The organism is Cupriavidus basilensis (assembly GCF_000832305.1).
GTDB lineage: Bacteria > Pseudomonadota > Gammaproteobacteria > Burkholderiales > Burkholderiaceae > Cupriavidus > Cupriavidus basilensis_F.
In genome coordinates this window covers 2325965-2343602 of record NZ_CP010537.1, presented here as the reverse complement: position 1 = coordinate 2343602, position 17638 = coordinate 2325965, and the positions used below count along the sequence as shown (strand labels likewise).

General features: G+C 67.0%; 16 protein-coding genes and 1 pseudogene. 12 read left to right on the top strand and 5 right to left on the bottom strand.

The window, feature by feature from the left end; genetic code table 11:
* Window positions 1-6 precede the first annotated feature (6 nt).
* From RR42_RS31030 to RR42_RS30985, 10 genes are all read left to right on the top strand, one after another.
* Entirely contained in the window at window positions 7-1797 is a 1791-nt protein-coding gene (locus RR42_RS31030) for a bifunctional alpha/beta hydrolase/class I SAM-dependent methyltransferase (RefSeq protein ID WP_043355664.1), read from the top strand.
* Window positions 1797-3230: a phosphatase PAP2/dual specificity phosphatase family protein gene (locus RR42_RS31025; protein WP_043355662.1), complete on the top strand. Its 1434-nt coding sequence runs from the start codon at window positions 1797-1799 to the stop codon at window positions 3228-3230. The genes RR42_RS31030 and RR42_RS31025 overlap by 1 nt, the downstream gene beginning before the upstream one ends.
* A complete protein-coding gene (locus RR42_RS31020; protein WP_052495094.1) occupies window positions 3211-3681 on the top strand; it encodes a hypothetical protein in 471 nt (156 codons plus the stop codon). Before RR42_RS31025 ends, RR42_RS31020 begins: the two co-directional genes overlap by 20 nt.
* 6 nt (window positions 3682-3687) lie before the next feature.
* Window positions 3688-4314, top strand: coding sequence for a lysophospholipid acyltransferase family protein (locus RR42_RS31015; RefSeq protein ID WP_043358249.1), 627 nt, complete (start codon window positions 3688-3690; stop codon window positions 4312-4314).
* A 6-nt stretch (window positions 4315-4320) separates the two neighbouring features.
* Window positions 4321-5283: a phosphatidate cytidylyltransferase gene (locus RR42_RS31010; RefSeq protein ID WP_082055164.1), complete on the top strand. Its 963-nt coding sequence runs from the start codon at window positions 4321-4323 to the stop codon at window positions 5281-5283.
* Between the two features lie 79 nt (window positions 5284-5362).
* Complete coding sequence (locus RR42_RS31005) at window positions 5363-6772, top strand: saccharopine dehydrogenase C-terminal domain-containing protein (protein ID WP_052495291.1); 1410 nt, start codon at window positions 5363-5365, stop codon at window positions 6770-6772.
* Complete coding sequence (locus tag RR42_RS31000; protein ID WP_043355661.1) at window positions 6769-7941, top strand: glutathionylspermidine synthase family protein; 1173 nt, start codon at window positions 6769-6771, stop codon at window positions 7939-7941. The genes RR42_RS31005 and RR42_RS31000 overlap by 4 nt, the downstream gene beginning before the upstream one ends.
* 26 nt (window positions 7942-7967) lie before the next feature.
* Window positions 7968-8711, top strand: a complete 744-nt coding sequence (locus RR42_RS30995; RefSeq protein ID WP_043355660.1) for a hypothetical protein — start codon at window positions 7968-7970, stop codon at window positions 8709-8711.
* 60 nt (window positions 8712-8771) lie between these two features.
* A complete protein-coding gene (locus tag RR42_RS30990; RefSeq protein ID WP_043355657.1) occupies window positions 8772-9170 on the top strand; it encodes a DUF350 domain-containing protein in 399 nt (132 codons plus the stop codon).
* Window positions 9171-9420: 250 nt separating this feature from the next.
* Complete coding sequence (locus RR42_RS30985) at window positions 9421-9753, top strand: H-NS family nucleoid-associated regulatory protein (protein ID WP_043355655.1); 333 nt, start codon at window positions 9421-9423, stop codon at window positions 9751-9753.
* A 19-nt stretch (window positions 9754-9772) separates the two neighbouring features.
* On the opposite strand, the gene RR42_RS30980 is transcribed toward RR42_RS30985, so the two are convergent.
* From RR42_RS30980 to RR42_RS30965, 4 genes and pseudogenes are all read right to left on the bottom strand, one after another.
* Window positions 9773-10132, bottom strand: coding sequence for a copper-binding protein (locus tag RR42_RS30980; protein ID WP_043355654.1), 360 nt, complete (start codon window positions 10130-10132; stop codon window positions 9773-9775).
* 65 nt (window positions 10133-10197) lie between these two features.
* Window positions 10198-10707 carry a cupredoxin domain-containing protein gene (locus RR42_RS30975; RefSeq protein WP_043355653.1) on the bottom strand — a complete coding sequence of 170 codons (510 nt, stop codon included), beginning with the start codon at window positions 10705-10707 and terminating at the stop codon, window positions 10198-10200.
* Window positions 10708-10736: 29 nt separating this feature from the next.
* A pseudogene (locus tag RR42_RS41545) lies at window positions 10737-11249 on the bottom strand (multicopper oxidase domain-containing protein); the annotation flags it as partial.
* A 228-nt stretch (window positions 11250-11477) separates the two neighbouring features.
* On the bottom strand, window positions 11478-12023 hold the full coding sequence (locus tag RR42_RS30965; protein WP_043355649.1) for a hypothetical protein: 546 nt from the start codon (window positions 12021-12023) through the stop codon (window positions 11478-11480).
* A gap of 156 nt (window positions 12024-12179) precedes the next feature.
* Here RR42_RS30965 and RR42_RS30960 point away from each other — a divergent pair, with 156 nt between their 5' ends.
* Both RR42_RS30960 and RR42_RS30955 read left to right on the top strand, forming a co-directional pair.
* Entirely contained in the window at window positions 12180-12854 is a 675-nt protein-coding gene (locus tag RR42_RS30960) for a heavy metal response regulator transcription factor (RefSeq protein ID WP_043355647.1), read from the top strand.
* Between the two features lie 25 nt (window positions 12855-12879).
* Window positions 12880-14325, top strand: a complete 1446-nt coding sequence (locus tag RR42_RS30955; RefSeq protein WP_063778468.1) for a heavy metal sensor histidine kinase — start codon at window positions 12880-12882, stop codon at window positions 14323-14325.
* Window positions 14326-14423: 98 nt separating this feature from the next.
* Here RR42_RS30955 and RR42_RS30950 read toward each other — a convergent pair whose 3' ends face one another.
* Window positions 14424-17630, bottom strand: a complete 3207-nt coding sequence (locus tag RR42_RS30950) for a CusA/CzcA family heavy metal efflux RND transporter (protein ID WP_052495093.1) — start codon at window positions 17628-17630, stop codon at window positions 14424-14426.
* Window positions 17631-17638: the final 8 nt, after the last annotated feature.

Below are 17638 nucleotides of genomic sequence, written 5' to 3'. Positions count from 1 at the left end.
TGCTACGTGGATAGTCAAGCCGGCCGTACCGCTGTTGAGTCACAATTCGAAACCCACGATGGCCAGCGGCTGTTCTATCGCCACTGGCCTGTGGCGCCAGCCACAGGCCAGGCGCCGCAGGGCGCCGTTGTGCTGTTTCACCGCGGGCACGAGCATTCGGGCCGCATCGCCCACCTGGTGGACGAACTGGGCTTGCCCGGCCACGCCTTCTTCGCCTGGGACGCGCGCGGCCATGGCCGTTCGCCGGGCGAGCGCGGCTATAGCCCCAGCCTGGCCACGTCGGTGCGCGATATCCAGACGTTCATCGACCACATCGCCACCGAGCACGGCATCCCGGTAGAGCGCATTGCCGTGGTCGCGCAGAGCGTTGGTGCTGTTCTGGCGTCAACGTGGGTGCACGACTACGCGCCGCGGATCCGCGCCCTTGTGCTGGCTTCGCCGGCGTTCAAGGTCAAGCTCTACGTGCCGCTGGCGCGGCCGGGCCTCAAGCTCATGCACAAGCTGCGGGGCAAGTTCTTCGTCAACAGCTACGTCAAGGCCAGGTTCCTCACGCACGATCCCGAGCGTATCGCCAGTTACCAGCAGGATCCGCTGATCACGCGCCCGATTGCCGTCAATATCCTGCTGGATCTCTACGAGACGGCTGACCGCATCGTGGCCGATGCGGCCGCCATCACCGTGCCCACGCAGTTGCTGATCTCCGGCGCGGACTGGGTGGTGCATCGCGGCCCGCAGGATGCGTTCTATGAGCGGCTGGGGGCCAGCGTCAAGGAGCGCATCGTGCTGGACGGCTTCTACCACGATACCTTGGGCGAGCGCGACCGCGCGCAGGCCGTGGCGGCGGCGCGGCGCTTTATCGTGCGCGAGTTCGACACGCCATCGGCGCCGGTCTCCTTGCTGAACGCCGATCGCGGCGGCGCCTTCAAGGATGAGTCCGACCGGCTGGCGCAGCCGCTGTCCCCGGCCAGCCCGGCAGGCATTTACTGGGGCCTCACGCGTGCCGGCCTGAAGTTCGGCGGCCTGCTGTCCGACGGGGTGCGGCTCGGGCACAAGACCGGTTTCGATTCTGGCTCCACGCTCGACTACGTCTACTGCAACAAGGCGCAGGGGCGGTTTGGCGTCGGCCCGATGGTCGACCGCAACTACCTGGACGCGATCGGCTGGCGGGGCATCCGCCAGCGCAAGGTGAACATCGAAGAGCTGCTTGGCGTTGCCATCGGCAGCCTGCGCGCCGCCGGCGTGCCGGTGCGCATCGTCGATATCGCCGCGGGCCATGGCCGCTACGTGCTGGAGGCGCTGGCGGCCAAGGGCATCAACGGAGCGGCCGCGCAACAGGTGCAGAGCATCCTGCTGCGCGACTACAGCGATATCAACGTGCAACAGGGCCGCGCGCTGATCCGCAGCAAGGGCCTGTCCGACATTGCCCGCTTCGAGAAGGGCGACGCCTTTGACGGCGATGATCTCGCCGCGCTCGATCCGGCCCCCACGCTGGCTATCGTCTCGGGCCTGTATGAGCTGTTCGGCGACAACGGCATGGTGTCTCGTTCGCTTGGCGGCTTGTCGCGGGCGGTGGCGCCGGGCGGCTACCTGGTCTATACCGGGCAGCCCTGGCACCCGCAGCTCGAGTTCATCGCGCGTGCGCTCACCAGCCATCGCGCAGGCTCGGCCTGGGTGATGCGGCGCCGCTCGCAGGCTGAGATGGATGAACTGGTCCGGCAAGCCGGCTTCGAGAAGATCGCGCAGCGCATCGACCCGTGGGGCATCTTCACGGTCAGCCTGGCGCGCAGGGTCGCGTGATGCTGCGCCAGCCGGCCGGAGATGGGGCCGAAGACGAGGCCGCGGACATGGCCGCAGGGGAGCCGGACGCTGCCGAGGCTCGCCCCTGGGGCCTTGCCCTGGTCCTGCTGGCCGGCATGGGCGCCTTGTTTTTCTCGTCCTATGGGCTGGCCAACTGGCTGGCGAGCCAGCGTGCCGAGGTTCCGTTTTTCTACTTTGAGTGGGAGCGGCACATTCCCTTTGTGCCCTGGAGCATCGTGCCGTACTGGTCGATCGACCTGCTCTACGGCCTGTCCTTTTTCATTTGGCGCACGCGCGCCGATCTGCTCGTTCATGCCAAGCGCTTGCTGGCGGCGCAACTGATCTCGGTTGCCTGCTTCATTGCCTTTCCGCTGCGTTTCGCCTTTGATCGCCCGCAGGCCGACGGCGTGCCCGGCCACCTCTTCACGCTGCTGGGCGGCTTCGACAAGCCGTTCAACCAGGCGCCGTCATTGCACATCAGCCTGCTGGTGATCCTGTGGGTGGCCTATGCCATGCATGCGCGCGGCGCCTGGCGCTGGCTGCTGCACGGCTGGTTCGCGCTGATCGGCGTGTCGGTGCTGACCACTTACCAGCACCATGTCATCGACGTGCCCACCGGCTGGCTGGTGGGCTGGTTCTGCGTTTTCCAGTTTCCCTTCGGGATGGGGCAGGGCAATGCAGAGCCCGCCACCCGCATGCGCACGCGGCAACTGGCCGGGCGCTACGCCATGGGCGCACTGGCCGCCGGGGCGGTAGCGCTGGCATTGTTGCCGGCCTCGGCCCTGGCCACCTTGCTGCTGGGCTGGCTGGCCCTGTCGCTGGCTTGCGTCTCGGCGATCTACCGGCAGGGCGTTCCGGCCATGTTCCAGAAGCGCCATGACGGCACCATGCCGACGGCCGCGCGCTGGGTGCTGGCGCCCTACCTGCTGGGCGCGCTGGCCAACTCACGCTGGTGGACGCGCCGCCAGCCCGGCGCCAGCCAGATCGTGCCCGGCCTCTGGGTCGGCCGCTTTCCCGGCGGTGCCGAACTGCGCCGCCTCGGGGCCGATGCCGTGCTCGACCTGACCGCCGAGCTGCCGCGGCTGGCGGATGCCGCCTGGTACCGCTGCGTGCCGGTGCTGGACCTGACCGTGCCCGCGCCAGCGCAGCTGGACGAAGCGGTGGCCGTGCTTGAAGCCTGGCATCGCGATGGCCGCAAGGTGCTTGTATGCTGTGCGCTTGGTTATTCGCGCAGCGCGCTGGTGGCCGCCGCCTGGCTCGCCGGCCACGCCGGCGCGCGCGATGCCGGGCAGGCGCTGGCCCTGCTGCGCAAGGGGCGTCCGGCCGTGGTGCTGGGCCCGGATAGCGTGGCGGCGCTGTCGCAATTCATCCGCCGCCGGCAGGCGGCCACGCAGTCTTCCGGGGGAGCAGGCCATGTCCGTTCCGATGCATGACGACCATCGCCTGGATGCCGCTGCCGGGCACTGGATGGCGCAGGCCGCGGTGGGTGGCCTCGATGGCGCGGGCCGCGTGCTCTGGGCCGGGTTGGTGCTGGCACTCATCAACCTGCTGCTGGCCGGTACCTTGTCGCCGGCGGGGCAGGTCTATCTGGTGCTTGGCATCGTGGCGGCGCTGCTCGGCGCGGTCCAGCTGTGGCTGCTGATCCGCGTGACGATCGACCGCCGCTTGTTTGCGGCGCTTGCCGAGGCCTTGCGTATCGCCGATCCAGTCTCGACCCTGGCCTCGCTGGACCAGGCGCTGATGCTGCTCGGATGGGCGGGTCCCGAGGCCGGCGGGCGTTCCCTGGTGCAGCGCGTTCGCGGCGCTTTGCGCTTTCTCCACTGGGCCGCGGGACTCGCCGCCCTGCAATTGCTGGTGGCCTTGCTGCTACTGCTGCTGAGATAACACATGATGTGGATTTCCAGACTGGTGGCGCGCGCCATCATCCTGTTCGCACGCTTGCTGACCGGCATGCAGGCGCGCTGGAACGGCTGCCTGCCCGCCGCAGCGCAGCGTATCTATTTTGCCAACCACAGCAGTCATGGCGACTTCGTGCTGATCTGGGGCTGCCTGCCGCCGGAGCTGCGCTCGCTCACGCGGCCCGTGGCCGGCGCGGATTACTGGAACAAGTCGGCGTTGCGCCGCTTTATCGGCAAGGATGTATTCAACGCGCTGCTGATCGATCGCACCCGCAGCGAGCCGGGCAGCGATCCCGTGGCCCTGATGCAGCAGGCGGTGCGCAAAGGCGATTCGCTGATCCTGTTTCCCGAGGGCACGCGCAATACCACCGACGAGCGGCTCCTGCCCTTCAAGAGCGGCATCTACCACCTGGCGAAGGTTTGCACAGGGATCGAGTTCGTGCCCGTGTGGATCGACAACCTCAACCGCGTGATGCCCAAGGGCGAGATCGTGCCGGTGCCGCTGCTGTGCACCGTGACGTTCGGCAAGCCGCTGACCCTGGGCGCGGAAGAAGCCAAGGATGACTTCCTGGCGCGCTGCCGGGACGGCCTGCTGACGCTGGCGCCCGCGCTGGACTAAGAACCCATGACCTTTCCTCACCTGACCATGATGCATGAGACCTGGCTGCTGTTTGGCGGCGTGCTGGGCGTACTCGTGCTGGCTTCCACGGTGACCGCGCTGCTGCGCTGGCGCGTGGCCCGGGGTGGCCCGCACGCGGTCATCGACAACCTTGCCGCGCGCGTATCGGCATGGTGGTGGATGATCGGCGTGCTGGGGGTAGCGTTCGCGATGGGGCGCACCGCCATCATCGTGTTGTTCTACCTGCTGTCGTTCTTCGCCTTGCGCGAGTTCATCACCATCACCACCACGCGGCGGGGGGACCATCGCGCCATCGTCGCCGCCTTCTTCGTCTTCCTGCCGTTGCAATACGTGCTGGTGTACACCGGCTGGTATGGGCTGTTTTCCATCTTGATCCCGGTCTACGCTTTCCTGATCCTGCCCATACTTTCTGCGCTGTCCGCGCAGACCACGCGCTTTCTCGAGCGTTGCGCGGGGGTGCAGTGGGCGGTGATGATCTGCGTGTTCTGCGTGTCGCATGTGCCGGCGTTGCTGACCTTGCCGATTCCGGGCTTCGAGGATCGCAACCTGCTGCTGATCGCATTCCTGGTGATCGTGGTGCAGGGCAGCGACGTGCTGCAGTACGTGTGGGGCAAGCTGCTAGGCAAGACCAAGATCGCGCCGCTGCTGTCGCCGTCCAAGACCGTGGAAGGCTTTGTCGGCGGCGTGGGCAGCGCCACCGCGCTGGGCGCCTCGCTTTGGTGGATCACGCCGTACGGCTCGCCCTGGAAGGCAGGGCTGATCGCGCTGGTGATCGCCTTGATGGGCTTCCTGGGCGGGCTGGTGATGTCGGCGATCAAGCGCGACCGCAACATCAAGGATTGGGGCCAGATGATCCAGGGCCACGGCGGCATGCTGGACCGGCTGGATTCGGTGGTCTTCGCCGCGCCGATCTTCTTTCACATCACGCGGTACTGGTGGGTGCCCTGAGCGGGTCCATCGCCTCCGTCGTCATTTTTCCTTGATTTTTGCCGGTCCGGCCCGCGTGTTGGCCCGGCACGTTGTCATCATGTCTAGCAAGCGCATCGAGCATATCGTCATTGTCGGTTTTGGTTGCATCGGCCAGGCCATCCTGCCCTTGCTGGCGCAGGCTCACCCGGAAGCGGCGGTTACGGTTGTCGACCGGGCCATGGACGCCCACCGCCTGGCGCTGGCCCGGCAATACCGCGCCACGCAGCTGCATGCCACGGTGGCGCCGGACAACTTTGCGCGGGTGCTGAGTCCGCTGCTGGGGGCGCAAACCTGCCTGCTCAACCTGGCGCCTGCCGTGTGCAGCCGCGACCTGATCGCGCTGGCGCAGGCACACCATGCGCTCTACCTGGATAGCGGCATCGAGCCATGGGATTACGAGGACGGCGCACCTTCATCCCATCTGAGCAACTACGCCCTGCGCAGCGAGATGCTGGCATTTGCCCGCGGCCGCGAGCGGATGTCCACCGCGTTGGTTGCCCATGGCGCCAATCCCGGGCTGGTCTCGCTACTGGCCAAGGCCGCCTTGCTGAAACTCGCGCGGCACGCCGGCGCGCCAGACACCCCACCGCAGGACCAGGCTGGCTGGGCCAGGCTCGCGCGCCGGCTCGACGTGCGCGTGATCCAGGTGGCGGAGCACGACAGCCAGTGCGCTCCGGGCTATCCGGCGCACGGCGAATTCGCCAATACCTGGTCGGCCGACGGCTTCATCACGGAATGCCTGCAGGACGCCGAACTGGGCTGGGGCAGCCACGAGCCCGCGCTGCCTGCCGGTGGCCGGCGCCATGGCTATGGCAGCGATGCGGCGATCGTGCTGGACCGGCCCGGGCACCGCACCCGTGTGCGCTCCTGGTCCGCGCTGCACGGTCCGTTCGATGCTTACCTGATCACGCACAACGAATCGATCTCGATTGCCGAGTATTTCAGCTGTGCCACGCCCTGCGAGCCGCATTACCGGCCCACGGCCTACTACGCCTACCGCCCCACCCGCGCCACGATGGCATCGATGCAGTGGCTGGGCGAGCGCGACGCCAGCCGCATTGCCAGCCACCGCATCCTCAAGGACGAGATCGTCGATGGCGTGGATGAGCTTGGCGTGCTGCTGATGAGCGGGCGCCATGGCGCGGTGTGGCACGGCTCGCAGCTCGACATCCACCGGGCACGCGCGCTGGCGCCGCACAACTCCGCCACCAGCCTGCAGGTGGCCTCCAGCATCGTCGCCGCGATGCGATGGGCGCAGGCCAATCCGGCGCGCGGCGTGACCGAGTCCGATGCCATGGATCACCATGTGGTGCTGGAGCACGCAGCCGGCTGGTGGGCGCCTCTCGTCACGCGCTTCACCGACTGGACGCCCAGGCCGGGCCGTCGCTCGCTGGCCTTCGACGAATTCCTCATTACCGCATCCGCGCCAGCGCCAACGCTGAGCGCCGCGGAGATCGCCCTGCCATGAAACGCATTGCCCAGACCCCGCGTGCCGACTGGCCGCAGCAGCTTGAGCGCATCGGTTTTCACTTCCACTCGCTCGACGAGCAAAACCTGCCGCGCCAGGTGGATCGCAACACGTTCTTCTACTGGCGCGAAGACGTCGCCTACGAGTTCGAGGCGCAGGAGATCGAGGCGCTGTATGCCGCAGCGCTCGATCTGAACCAGCGCTGCCTGGAAGCCGTGCAGCACGTGATTGACCACGACCTGTTTGCGCGGCTCGCCATTGCCCCGGATTTTGCCGAGCTGATTCGTGCCTCCTGGGATCGCGACGAGCCAACGCTGTTCGGCCGCTTCGACATGACCATGGATGCGCTTGGCGTGCCGAAGATGTACGAGTTCAACGCCGATACGCCCACCTCGCTGATCGAATCGAGCCTGGCGCAATGGTTCTGGAAGGCGGCGGTGCGCCCGGATGCCGACCAGTTCAATAGCCTGCATGAAGCGCTGGTGTCGCGCTGGCAATGGCTGCGCCGCCACTATCGCGACGCCAGGGTCCTGCATTTCGCCTGCATGTTCGACAGCCAGGAGGATGTCTGCAATGTCGAGTACCTGATGGACACGGCGCTGCAGGCCGGGTGGTCGGTCAAGCTCACCGACCTGGAGCAGGTTGGCTCCGATGGGCGCGGCGGCTTCTACGACGGCGACGACCAGCCGATGGAGCTGGTCTTCAAGCTCTACCCGTGGGAATGGATGGCCACTTCCGACTATCGCACGGAGCTGGCGGGCTGCGCGGTGCGATGGGTGGAGCCACCCTGGAAGGCTGTGCTCTCGAACAAGGCCATCCTGCCGATCCTGTGGGACCTGTTCCCCGGCCATCCGAATCTGCTGGAGGCCTCGTTTCGCGAAGCCACCTTTGCCGGGCGCTCTTACGCCAGGAAGCCGTTCCTGTCGCGCGAAGGCGAGAGCGTGGCGCTGGTGACCCCGCAGGGGCGTTTCGAGAATCCCGGCGAGTACGGTGAGGAAGGCTTTATCTACCAGGCCTACTCGCCTGCGCAGCGCTTCGATGATCGCTACACCACGCTCGGCGTATGGCTGGTCGACGACGTGCCCAGTGGCCTGTGCGTGCGCGAGGAACTGGGACCGATCGCCAAGAACACCAGCTTCTTCGTCCCGCATTATTTTCAGCACGGCTAGTCCGAAGAAAGGAGAAACGCAGCGCAATGGCCAAGAAGAAGGGCAAGAAGGGCGGCCAGCCGTCAAAGTACGGCAGCCCCTACCAGCCGCGGGCAAGCGGCTCCAGCCAGTCCGCATGGTCCGGCCAGCCCGCGCTCCGGCGCAAGTCCCGCTCGCCGGCGCTGTGGCTGATCGGCGCTTGCGCGCTGGCGGCCGGCGTGGCGGCGATCGGCTCATGCCGCGACGATGGCGACGACGAAGCCGTGACCGTGCGGCGCGCCAGCTATGCCTCGCAAGCCGATTGCGTGGCCGACTGGAATGCGCCCGAGGATTGCGAAGGCGTGCCGGTCGACAACATCTACGCCTCCAGCCTGGCGGATACGGCTGGCAACGATGGCAGCAGCGCCAGCGCGAGCAGCGGTGGCCATGGCGGTGGCTACTACGGCGGGTATCACGGCAGCATGGCCCGCTGGTACGGGCCGTACTACACCGAGTCCGGCACCGTCTACCACCCGGACGGCACGCGGACCCGGCGCGACATGTCGAGCGGCAACTCGCGGCCCATGGGCGTCTATGACAGCAACGGCAACCTGACCCGCGTGAGCCAGGCGCCGGGCACGCCGCATGCGACGATGGTCGAGGAGGCCACGCTGAGCCGAGGCAGTCTCGGGCGTGGCGCGGGCGGCGGCATGTCGATGCGCGCGGCCGCTGTCAGCCGGGCGCCTGCCGTGTCCTCGCGCGGCGGCTTTACCAGCCGCTTTGGCGGGTCTGGGCGCTCCGGCGGCGGCTAAGGCCGCATCCCATGCTTTCAGATTCGCTCCTAATCCGGTCCAATCCAACCAGGAATCCACATGACAATGCCCCTACAGCCGGTCTACGCCTACCTGATCTACATTCTCTCCAGCTTCGCCATGCTGGGGCTGTTTCTGCTCGTATACACGCGAATCACGCCGCACCGCGAGTTCGAACTGATACGCCGGGGCAATGTGGCGGCGGCCTTGTCGCTGGGCGGCGCCGTGCTGGGTTTTTCGCTGACGCTCTCGGCCAGCATCCAGCACAATGCCGCCTTCTCGATGTTCGTGCTGTGGGGCTTCGGCGCGTTCGTGGTGCAGGTGCTGGCCTATGTGCTGGTGGCGCGGGCGCTGCGCGGCGTCAGCGAGGAAATCACCGCGGATAATCGCGGCATGGGTGCGCTGATGGGGGTGGTATCGCTGGCGGCGGGCATCGTCAATGCCGCCTGCCTGGCCTAGTGTCGCCGCTGCTTTGGCATGCGGGCGGGCGCCGAGAGACGGAGTGCGCACCTTGCGGTGCGTTGGCGCGAGCTGAGGGAGTGCCAGGGGCCGCGCGGCAACTGGCATTAACGCTTAGGAAATGTCCGCGCCAGCAAAGACGCAAGACCCTGTAAAATCCTGCCTCACAGGCGGCTTGACCCGCTGGAATACCCCCCCTTCCTCCGCTTTGCCGGCGATCCGTCCGCCGGCAAGGTCAATTACGAAAGTCATGTCAGAGTCTGATGAAGCCAAACTAGCCGCGGCGACGTGGGTCCGTGAGCAGATGGATCGCCACGGCCTCACGCTCGACGATTTACTCGAAGCGGGCTGTTTCGCTGCCCCCCCGGCTCCACCGGCACCGGCTCAGGCAGTGCCAAGGGCTACGCTGGCCGTTACGCCCCCGGCTGCTGCGCCGGCGGCAGCCCCCGAGGCGGAGAAGCCCGCCCGGGCGCTTTACCGCAACGCCATGGGCCAGAGTTGGGACGGTACCGGCGAGCGTCCGGAGTGGCTGCAGCGGGCAGTCAACGCGGGGCAGACGGTCGATTTCTTCCGGGTTGGATGAACGTCGGATAAAAATCCTCTCACTTCCCCGGCGGCTGCACCACCAGCGTGGTTACCGTCAGCGCGCCGTTGGCCCGGATAACGCTGAACCTCACCTGGTCGCCTTCCTTGACCTGACCCAGCAGGGCTGGGTCTTGCACGCGGAAGATCATCGTCATGGCGCCCATATCCAGGTTGGCAATAGGGCCATGCTTGATGGTCAGCTTGCCAGCCGCGGCATCTACCTTGCGGATTTCTCCATCGGTCATTGGCACAGCCTCGGCTTGCGCCGCGCTGGCCGGGGCGAGCGCATTGCCGGCATCGGTGGCGGCCTGGGCCTGCAAGGTGGCGAAGGCTGCCAGCAGCGGCAGCAGCGCGAGCAGGTTCTTGCTGGGGTTCATTTGCATTCCTTCCTAGTTGGCTGGTATTGCATACAGGGCGCGGCGTCGCCGCGCCGCGAAATCGCTTAGCGCACGCTGACGTTGCCGCGCATGCCGGCGTCATAGTGGCCGGGCTGCAGGCAGGCAAAGTCCACTCGGCCACTGCGCGTAAAGCGCCACACCATTTCGCCGTGCTGGCTGGCTTCGAGCGTGACGGCGTTCGGGTCGGCGTGTTCCATCTCGGGCATCTTCAGCATCTCGGCGTAGTGCGCCTTCAGGTCGGCCTCGGTGCCGAGCACCATCTCATGCCGGAGCTTGCCAGCGTTGCGCACCACGAAGCGCACGGTCTCGCCTGCCTTGACCTGGATATCGGCCGGGCTGAAGCGCATGTTGTCGGTCATGTTCACCTGGATGGTGCGGCTCACGCTGGCCGCGTCGCCAGGCTCGCCAATAGCGCTGGCGGCGCTGGTGGCCTCGCTGGCATGATGGCCGCCGTGGTTGCCGGCGGCGAAGGCGCCGGCGCACGGGAGGGCGAGCGCAACGGCACTGGCCACCGCCATCCAGGCGGTAGCGGCGCGGGATTTCCTGTTTCGCATGTTGTCTTTCCTTTTTCTGGCTGGTGTGGTCATTGGCTGGCGCCCGGCGTGCCGGTGTATTCGAAGGCAACCGTGCCTTTGGGATGGCGATACCAGCCGGGGTCGCGGTAATCATTGCGGCCAAGGCCGGCGCGCACCTTGAGCACCGTGAACATGCCGCCCATCTCGATCGGCCCGAATGGCCCCTGTCCTGTCATCATCGGCAAGGTGTTGTCCGGCAACGGCATCTCCATGCCGCCGATGTCCGCCATGCCTGCCTCGCCCATCGCCATGTACTCCGGCACCAGCGCGTTCATCCGCTTGGCCAGGTCCTTTTGCTTGACGCCGATCATGGTCGGCAACTGGTGGCCCATCGCGTTCATGGTGTGGTGGGACTTGTGGCAGTGGAAGGCCCAGTCGCCAGGGTTGTCGGCGATGAATTCAATGGCGCGCATCTGCATTGGCGCATTGGCGAGCGTCGCGTCCTTGCCCGCCATCGGCGTGACCTGTGCGTTGGACTCGCGCCACGGGGCGATGGCTTGCGCCTGGAGCGGTACGTAGCCTGCCAGCACGTTCGATGCCGGCGGCGGCTGCACGGATGCGCGCGGATCGAGTGGATCGGCGGCTGGCGCGCTGGACTGGGCCGACGACGCGGTCGAGCCGAGCACCAGGCAAGCTGCTGCAAGAATGCGGACGAAATGCATGACAGCCTCAGTGTTCGTGGGGTGCGCGAATGACGGCGCGGGGTACGACGAACCGGGGGCGAGCGTGCGCTGGACGCACCTCGGGTGTCAGCAGCGTGCGGCGGGCGGGCGGTCGGAGGGGGCGGGGAGGAAGCCGGCGTAGGCGGCCAGGGCGGCTACCGGTGCGGCGTGGCCATGGCTGGCCAGCGCGAGCTCAGGCAGGATGGTGGGCATGATGGCCCCGAGCGCGCAGGCCGAGCAGGCGCTGCAGGCGCCACCGGCGCCATGGCTGGCGTGGTGATCCTGATGGTCTTGATGGTCTTGATGCGCTGGCGGGTGAGTCATGCCAGTCATGCCAGACAGACTGGCCGTCCCGTCTGTCTGCCGGGCCGGGTCCGCCGCGTCATGGCAATGCGCGCCGGCATGGCTGCCAAGCGCGGCTTCCGCCTGCGATTTCATGGCTGCATGGCGTAACATCATCGATTCCACGGCGGGCGAATCGGCCGGCAGCACGACGGATGGCATCTGCGCCAAAGGCACCGAAGGCACAGATTGCGCCGCGCTGCAGACCATCATGACCGCCGCCGCGACACCCTGTGCGGGCAGCGCGATCATGGCAAGGCACAACAGGAAGTAGCTAAGGACGCGTTTCATCGGTGCAGGGGAATCAGCAGCCGATATTCTACCTGCATCGAAAGGTGCGGTAGCGTGACGCCAACATGACAATGTTGACATCTTCGGCCGTGGCGGGGCTTGCTCGTATAGCGTGTCGGTCTTGCAGGGCCAGTGAATGGCCCGGAGTGAATAATTATGCGCATATTGATTGTCGAAGACGAACCCAAGGCAGGTGACTACCTGCGCAAGGGCCTGAGCGAATCCGGCTTCGTGGTGGACCTGGCGCGCGATGGCGTGGACGGCCTGGCCCACGCACGCGGGCAGGAGTATGACCTCATCGTGCTGGATGTCATGCTGCCGGGCATGGATGGCTGGCAGGTGCTCCAGGAACTGCGGCGCGAGCGCGATACGCCGGTCCTGTTCCTCACCGCGCGCGATGCGCTTTCCGACCGGCTCAAGGGCCTGGAGCTGGGCGCCGATGACTACATGGTCAAGCCCTTCGCCTTCGCCGAGCTGGTCATGCGCATCCGCACGATCCTGCGGCGTGGCCCGCTGCGTGAAAGCGAGCTGATCGAAGTGGCGGACCTGCAGATCGATACCGTCAAGCGCCGCGTCACGCGCGACGGCCAGAAGCTGGAACTGACCTCCAAGGAGTTCGCGCTGCTGCAGCTGCTGGCGCGCCGCAGCGGCGAAGTGCTGTCGCGTTCGCTGATTGCCTCCCACGTCTGGGACATGAATTTCGACAGCAATACCAATGTGGTCGATGTCTCCATCCGCCGGCTGCGCGCCAAGGTCGACGACCCCTTTCCCGCCAAGCTGATCCACACGCGCCGGGGCATGGGCTACGTGCTGGAAGAGGAAGTTCGGTGAGCCGGTCCAAGTCAGGGACCGCCGCTTGATCCGCGCTGTACTCCGCCTGCCGGCATCGCTCACGGCACGGCTGGCGCTGGCCTACGGCGCTGCCACCGTGGCCATCCTGGTGGCCGTTGGCACCTACCTGGCCAGCGCGCTCGCTGCCCAGTTGCAGGATCGCGACGAGAGCGAGCTGGTCAGCGAAGTGCTGCTGGTGCGCCATCTGCTGCGCGAGGTGGGATCGGAGGCGGAGATCCGCGCCGACACGCATCGCTTCGCCGATCTCGCGCTGGGCCATGAGGGATTGATCCTGCTGGTGCGCGGCAGCGGCGGCGAGCCGCTGGTCACCCTGAACCCACGCCATGAGCCGGTGCCGGCATTGCCTGTGCTGCCTGCGGCCACGCCGCCCGACAAATCCCGGCTGCATACCTGGTATCCCCGTAACGGCGTCGCCTCGCGCGGCATCTCCGCGCTGGGGCAGTTGGGGGATTCCGAGCGCGCGGTCGAGATCGTGGTACTGCGCGATGCCGGGTACCGCGTGGCGCTGATGAAGGCCTACCAGACGCAGATGCTGTGGGCAACGCTATGCGGCGCGGCGGTCGCGGCGGGGCTGGGATACCTGCTGGCCAGGCGCGGCCTGCGCCCGCTCAGGCGCATGGCGCAGGACGCATCCGCCGTCACCATGAGCCGGCTTGCCACGCGGCTCGATGCCGGCCAGGCGCCCACCGAGCTGCGCGCGCTTGTCGCCGCGCTGAACGACATGCTGGCACGGCTGGAAGACGGCTTCCATCGGCTCTCCGAATTCTCTGCCGACCTGGCGCACGATTTTCGTACGCCCATCAGCAACCTGATCGGCCAGACCCAGGTCACGCTGGGCCATAGCCGCCCGGTGCAGGAGTACGAGAACCTGCTGGAATCCAACCTGGAAGAATACGAGCGGCTGGCCCGCATGATCGAGAACATGCTGTTCCTTGCGCGCGCGGATCATGCCCAGGTGGCCATGACGGTGCGAGAGCTGGACGCGCGCGCGGAGCTGGACAAGGTTGCCGAGTACTACGAAGCCGTCGCGGCGGACCGCGACATCAAGGTACAACTTGCAGGCCAGGGCGCCGTGCGCGCTGACCAGACGCTGCTGCGGCGCGCGGTGACCAACCTCGTCGACAACGCCTTGCGGCATGCGCCCGCGGGCAGCGCCGTGGACATCCGGGTAGTGGCGGACACCGCCGCTACCCGGATCCAGGTGAGCAACGGGGGCACCGGCATCGCCGCCGAGGCGCTGCCGCATGTGTTCGGGCGTTTTTACCGAGGCGATCCCGCGCGCAGCAATTCGGCGGGTTCGACCGGGCTTGGGCTGGCCATCGTGGATACGATCATGCGGCTGCATGGGGGCAGTGTGAGCATGCGCAGCCGGCCCGGCGAGACGGTGGCTGAGCTGAAGTTCCCGACGCAACATGCCGGGTCTGCGACAGACCCGGCGGGTAGACGTTAAGAACCCGCTCGCTCCCACACATGCGAATGCGTTGCCATGCCACGGCGCAGCGGTGCTCGACGTGCAGGAGCGGCATGCCGCTCCTGCCGCCGCCAGGGTTAGCTGTTGGGCAATGCCGGTGGCGCCGGCAAGCCGCCAGCCAGGCGTGCGCAGCCTGCGTCATCTTCCACGCCAGCCTCATCCTTGTCGCGCCGATGCGCCAGCCGGTACAGCACCGGCAGCACCAGCAAGGTCAGCGCGGTGGAAGACAGGATGCCACCTATCACCACCGTGGCCAGCGGACGCTGTACCTCGGCCCCGGTCCCGGTGGCAATCGCCATCGGGATAAAGCCCAGCGATGCCACCAGCGCGGTCATCAGCACGGGACGCAGCCGGGTCAGCGCGCCGGTATGGATGGCTTCATCGAGCGGCTTGCCGTCTTCGCGCAGGCTGCGGATAAAGGACAGCATCACCAGTCCGTTGAGCACCGCCACGCCGGACAAAGCGATAAAGCCCACCGCCGCCGAGATCGACAGCGGAATGCCCCGCAGCCACAGCGCCAGGATGCCGCCAGTGAGCGCAAAGGGGATGCCGGTAAAGACCAGCAGGCCATCGCGCACATTGCCGAACATGGCAAACAGCAGCACAAACACCATCAGCAGCGCCACAGGCACCACGATCTGCAGCCGCGTGGCGGCCGATTGCAACTGCTCGAAGGTGCCACCCCACGTGACCCAGTAGCCCGCCGGGACCTTGACCTGGCGATCCAGCGACGCCATCGCCTCGGGCACGAAGGTGCCCACGTCGCGCCCGCGCACATTGGCGCTGACCACGATGCGGCGCTTGCCGTTCTCGCGCGAGACCTGGTTGGGGCCCGGGGCCAGCGTTAGCGTTGCCACTTCGCCCAGCGGGATATAGCTGGCGGCTGCCGTACTTCCCTTGGGCAAGGGAATCGGCAGCCGGCGCAGCGCCTCCACATCGCCGCGGATGCCTTCCGGCAGGCGTACGCCGATATTGAAGCGGCGGTCGCCCTGGAAGAAGATGCCGGCGTCCCTGCCGCCCACGGCAATGGCCACGGTGTCCTGCACGTCGATCATGTTGAGGCCGTAGCGGGCCGCGCGGGCGCGGTCCACGTCCACCGTCAGCATTGGCAGGCCGCTGGTCTGCTCGACCTTGACCTCGGTTGCGCCGGGCACGGCCCGCAGCACGGTGGCGACCTTTTGCGCGGTGTCCTCCAGCACGGCGTTGTCGTCACCGAAGATCTTCACGGCCACGTCGCTGCGCACCCCGGAGATCAGCTCGTTGAAGCGCAGCTGGATCGGCTGCGAGAACTCGTACCTGTTGCCGGGGATGGTTGCCAGTTCGGCCTCCATCTGCGCCAGCAGCTGCTCGCGCGTCTTGGACGGATCGGGCCACTTCGCCCGCGGCCTGAGCATGATGTAGCCATCCGAGGCGTTGGGCGGCATCGGGTCCGAGGCGATCTCGGCAGTGCCGGTGCGGGCGAAGACGCGCTCGATTTCGGGGAATTTCTCCTTGAGGCGCGTCTCGATCTGCTGCTGCATGGCGAGCGACTGGGTGAGGCTGGTGCCGGGAATGCGCAGCGCCTGCACGGCGAAATCCCCCTCGTTCAGGTTGGGGATGAACTCGCTGCCCAGCCGCGTCGCCACCAAGCCGCTCAACAGCACCGCCACTGCGGCAAGGGTCAGTACCACCGGTGTGTTGGCGATGGTCTTGCCGAGCATGGGCGCGTAGGCGCGCTTGGCCCACAGCATCAGGCGGTTTTCCTTCTCGGCTACCTTGTCGCCGATAAACAGCGCCACGGCCGCCGGCACGAAGGTCACCGACAGGATCATCGCGCCGATCAGCGCCAGCACCACCGTCATCGCCATGGGGTGGAACATCTTGCCTTCCACGCCTGTCAGCGCAAAGATGGGGATGTACACGATCATGATGATGAGCTGGCCGAAGATCAGCGGGCGGCGTGCTTCCCGCGAGGCCGCAAAGACCTCGTGGAAGCGCTCGCCGCGGGTGAGCGGGCGGCCGTGCTGTTGCTGGGCATGGGCGAGGCGCCGCACGCAGTTCTCGACGATCACCACGGCGCCGTCGATGATGATGCCGAAGTCAAGCGCGCCCAGGCTCATCAGGTTGGCGCTGATCTTGTAGGTCACCATGCCGGTGAACGTAAACAGCATGGACAGCGGGATGACCAGCGCGGTGATGATGGCGGCGCGCAGGTTGCCGAGGAACAGGAAGAGGATCACGATCACCAGGATCGCGCCCTCGACCAGGTTCTTCTTGACGGTGGCGATGGCGCGGTCCACCAGCACGGTGCGGTCGTACACGGTGACGGCCTTGACGCCGGCCGGCAGCGAGCGGTTGATGGCGGCCATGCGCTGGTCCACCGCTTGCGATACGGCACGGCTGTTCTCGCCGATCAGCATGAAGACGGTGCCCAGCACCACTTCGCGCCCGTTGTCGGTGGCCGCGCCGGTGCGCAGTTCGCGGCCGATGCCCACGTCCGCCAGGTCGCGGATGCGGATGGGCTGGCCCTGCGCGCTGCCCACGATGATCTCCCGGATATCGTCGACGGACCTGACCTGCCCCGGTGCGCGCACCAGGTACTGCTCGCCGCGCCGCTCGATATAGCCGGCGCCCACGTTGGCGTTGTTCTTCTCCAGCGCCACCACCACGTCCTGCAGGCTCAGGCCGTAGGAGGCCATCCGTTCCGGGCTGGGCGCCACCAGGTACTCCTTGGCGAAGCCGCCGATGGAGTTGATCTCGGTGACGCCGGGCACCGTGCGCAACTGCGGCTTGATGACCCAGTCCTGGATTTCGCGCAGGTCGGTGGGGGTGTAGGGCGTGCCATCGGCCTTCCTGGCGCCGTCCTCGGCTTCCACCGTCCACAGGTAGATCTCGCCAAGCCCGGTGGAGATCGGGCCCATCTGTGGCGCAACGCCCGTGGGCAGGTTCTGCGCGGCTTCCTGGATGCGCTGGTTGACCAGCTGGCGCGCGAAGTAGATATCGGTGCCATCCTTGAAGATCACCGTCACCTGCGACAAGCCATAGCGCGACAGCGAGCGGGTTTGCTCCAGGCCCGGCAGGCCGGACATCGCGGTCTCGATCGGGTAGGTGACGCGCTGCTCGGTTTCCAGCGGTGAATAGCCGGGCGCGGAGGTGTTGACCTGCACCTGCACGTTGGTGATGTCTGGCACGGCGTCGATGGGCAGCCGGCTGTAGTTGTAGATGCCGAGCGCTGCCATGGCGACCACCGCCAGCAGCACCAGCCACCGCTGCTCGATGGCAAAGCGGATCAGTCTTTCAAACATGAGGGATT

Excerpts from the sequence above, each read along its gene's own strand:
- RR42_RS31025 (WP_043355662.1), top strand. The coding sequence starts at position 1,797 with ATGCTGCGCCAGCCGGCCGGAGATGGGGCCGAAGACGAGGCCGCGGAC.
- RR42_RS31020 (WP_052495094.1), top strand. The coding sequence starts at position 3,211 with ATGTCCGTTCCGATGCATGACGACCATCGCCTGGATGCCGCTGCCGGG.
- RR42_RS31015 (WP_043358249.1), top strand. The coding sequence starts at position 3,688 with ATGTGGATTTCCAGACTGGTGGCGCGCGCCATCATCCTGTTCGCACGC.
- RR42_RS31010 (WP_082055164.1), top strand. The coding sequence starts at position 4,321 with ATGACCTTTCCTCACCTGACCATGATGCATGAGACCTGGCTGCTGTTT.
- RR42_RS31005 (WP_052495291.1), top strand. The coding sequence starts at position 5,363 with ATGTCTAGCAAGCGCATCGAGCATATCGTCATTGTCGGTTTTGGTTGC.
- RR42_RS31000 (WP_043355661.1), top strand. The coding sequence starts at position 6,769 with ATGAAACGCATTGCCCAGACCCCGCGTGCCGACTGGCCGCAGCAGCTT.
- RR42_RS30995 (WP_043355660.1), top strand. The coding sequence starts at position 7,968 with ATGGCCAAGAAGAAGGGCAAGAAGGGCGGCCAGCCGTCAAAGTACGGC.
- RR42_RS30990 (WP_043355657.1), top strand. The coding sequence starts at position 8,772 with ATGACAATGCCCCTACAGCCGGTCTACGCCTACCTGATCTACATTCTC.
- RR42_RS30985 (WP_043355655.1), top strand. The coding sequence starts at position 9,421 with ATGTCAGAGTCTGATGAAGCCAAACTAGCCGCGGCGACGTGGGTCCGT.
- RR42_RS30980 (WP_043355654.1), bottom strand. The coding sequence starts at position 10,132 with ATGAACCCCAGCAAGAACCTGCTCGCGCTGCTGCCGCTGCTGGCAGCC.
- RR42_RS30975 (WP_043355653.1), bottom strand. The coding sequence starts at position 10,707 with ATGCGAAACAGGAAATCCCGCGCCGCTACCGCCTGGATGGCGGTGGCC.
- RR42_RS30965 (WP_043355649.1), bottom strand. The coding sequence starts at position 12,023 with ATGAAACGCGTCCTTAGCTACTTCCTGTTGTGCCTTGCCATGATCGCG.
- RR42_RS30960 (WP_043355647.1), top strand. The coding sequence starts at position 12,180 with ATGCGCATATTGATTGTCGAAGACGAACCCAAGGCAGGTGACTACCTG.
- RR42_RS30950 (WP_052495093.1), bottom strand. The coding sequence starts at position 17,630 with ATGTTTGAAAGACTGATCCGCTTTGCCATCGAGCAGCGGTGGCTGGTG.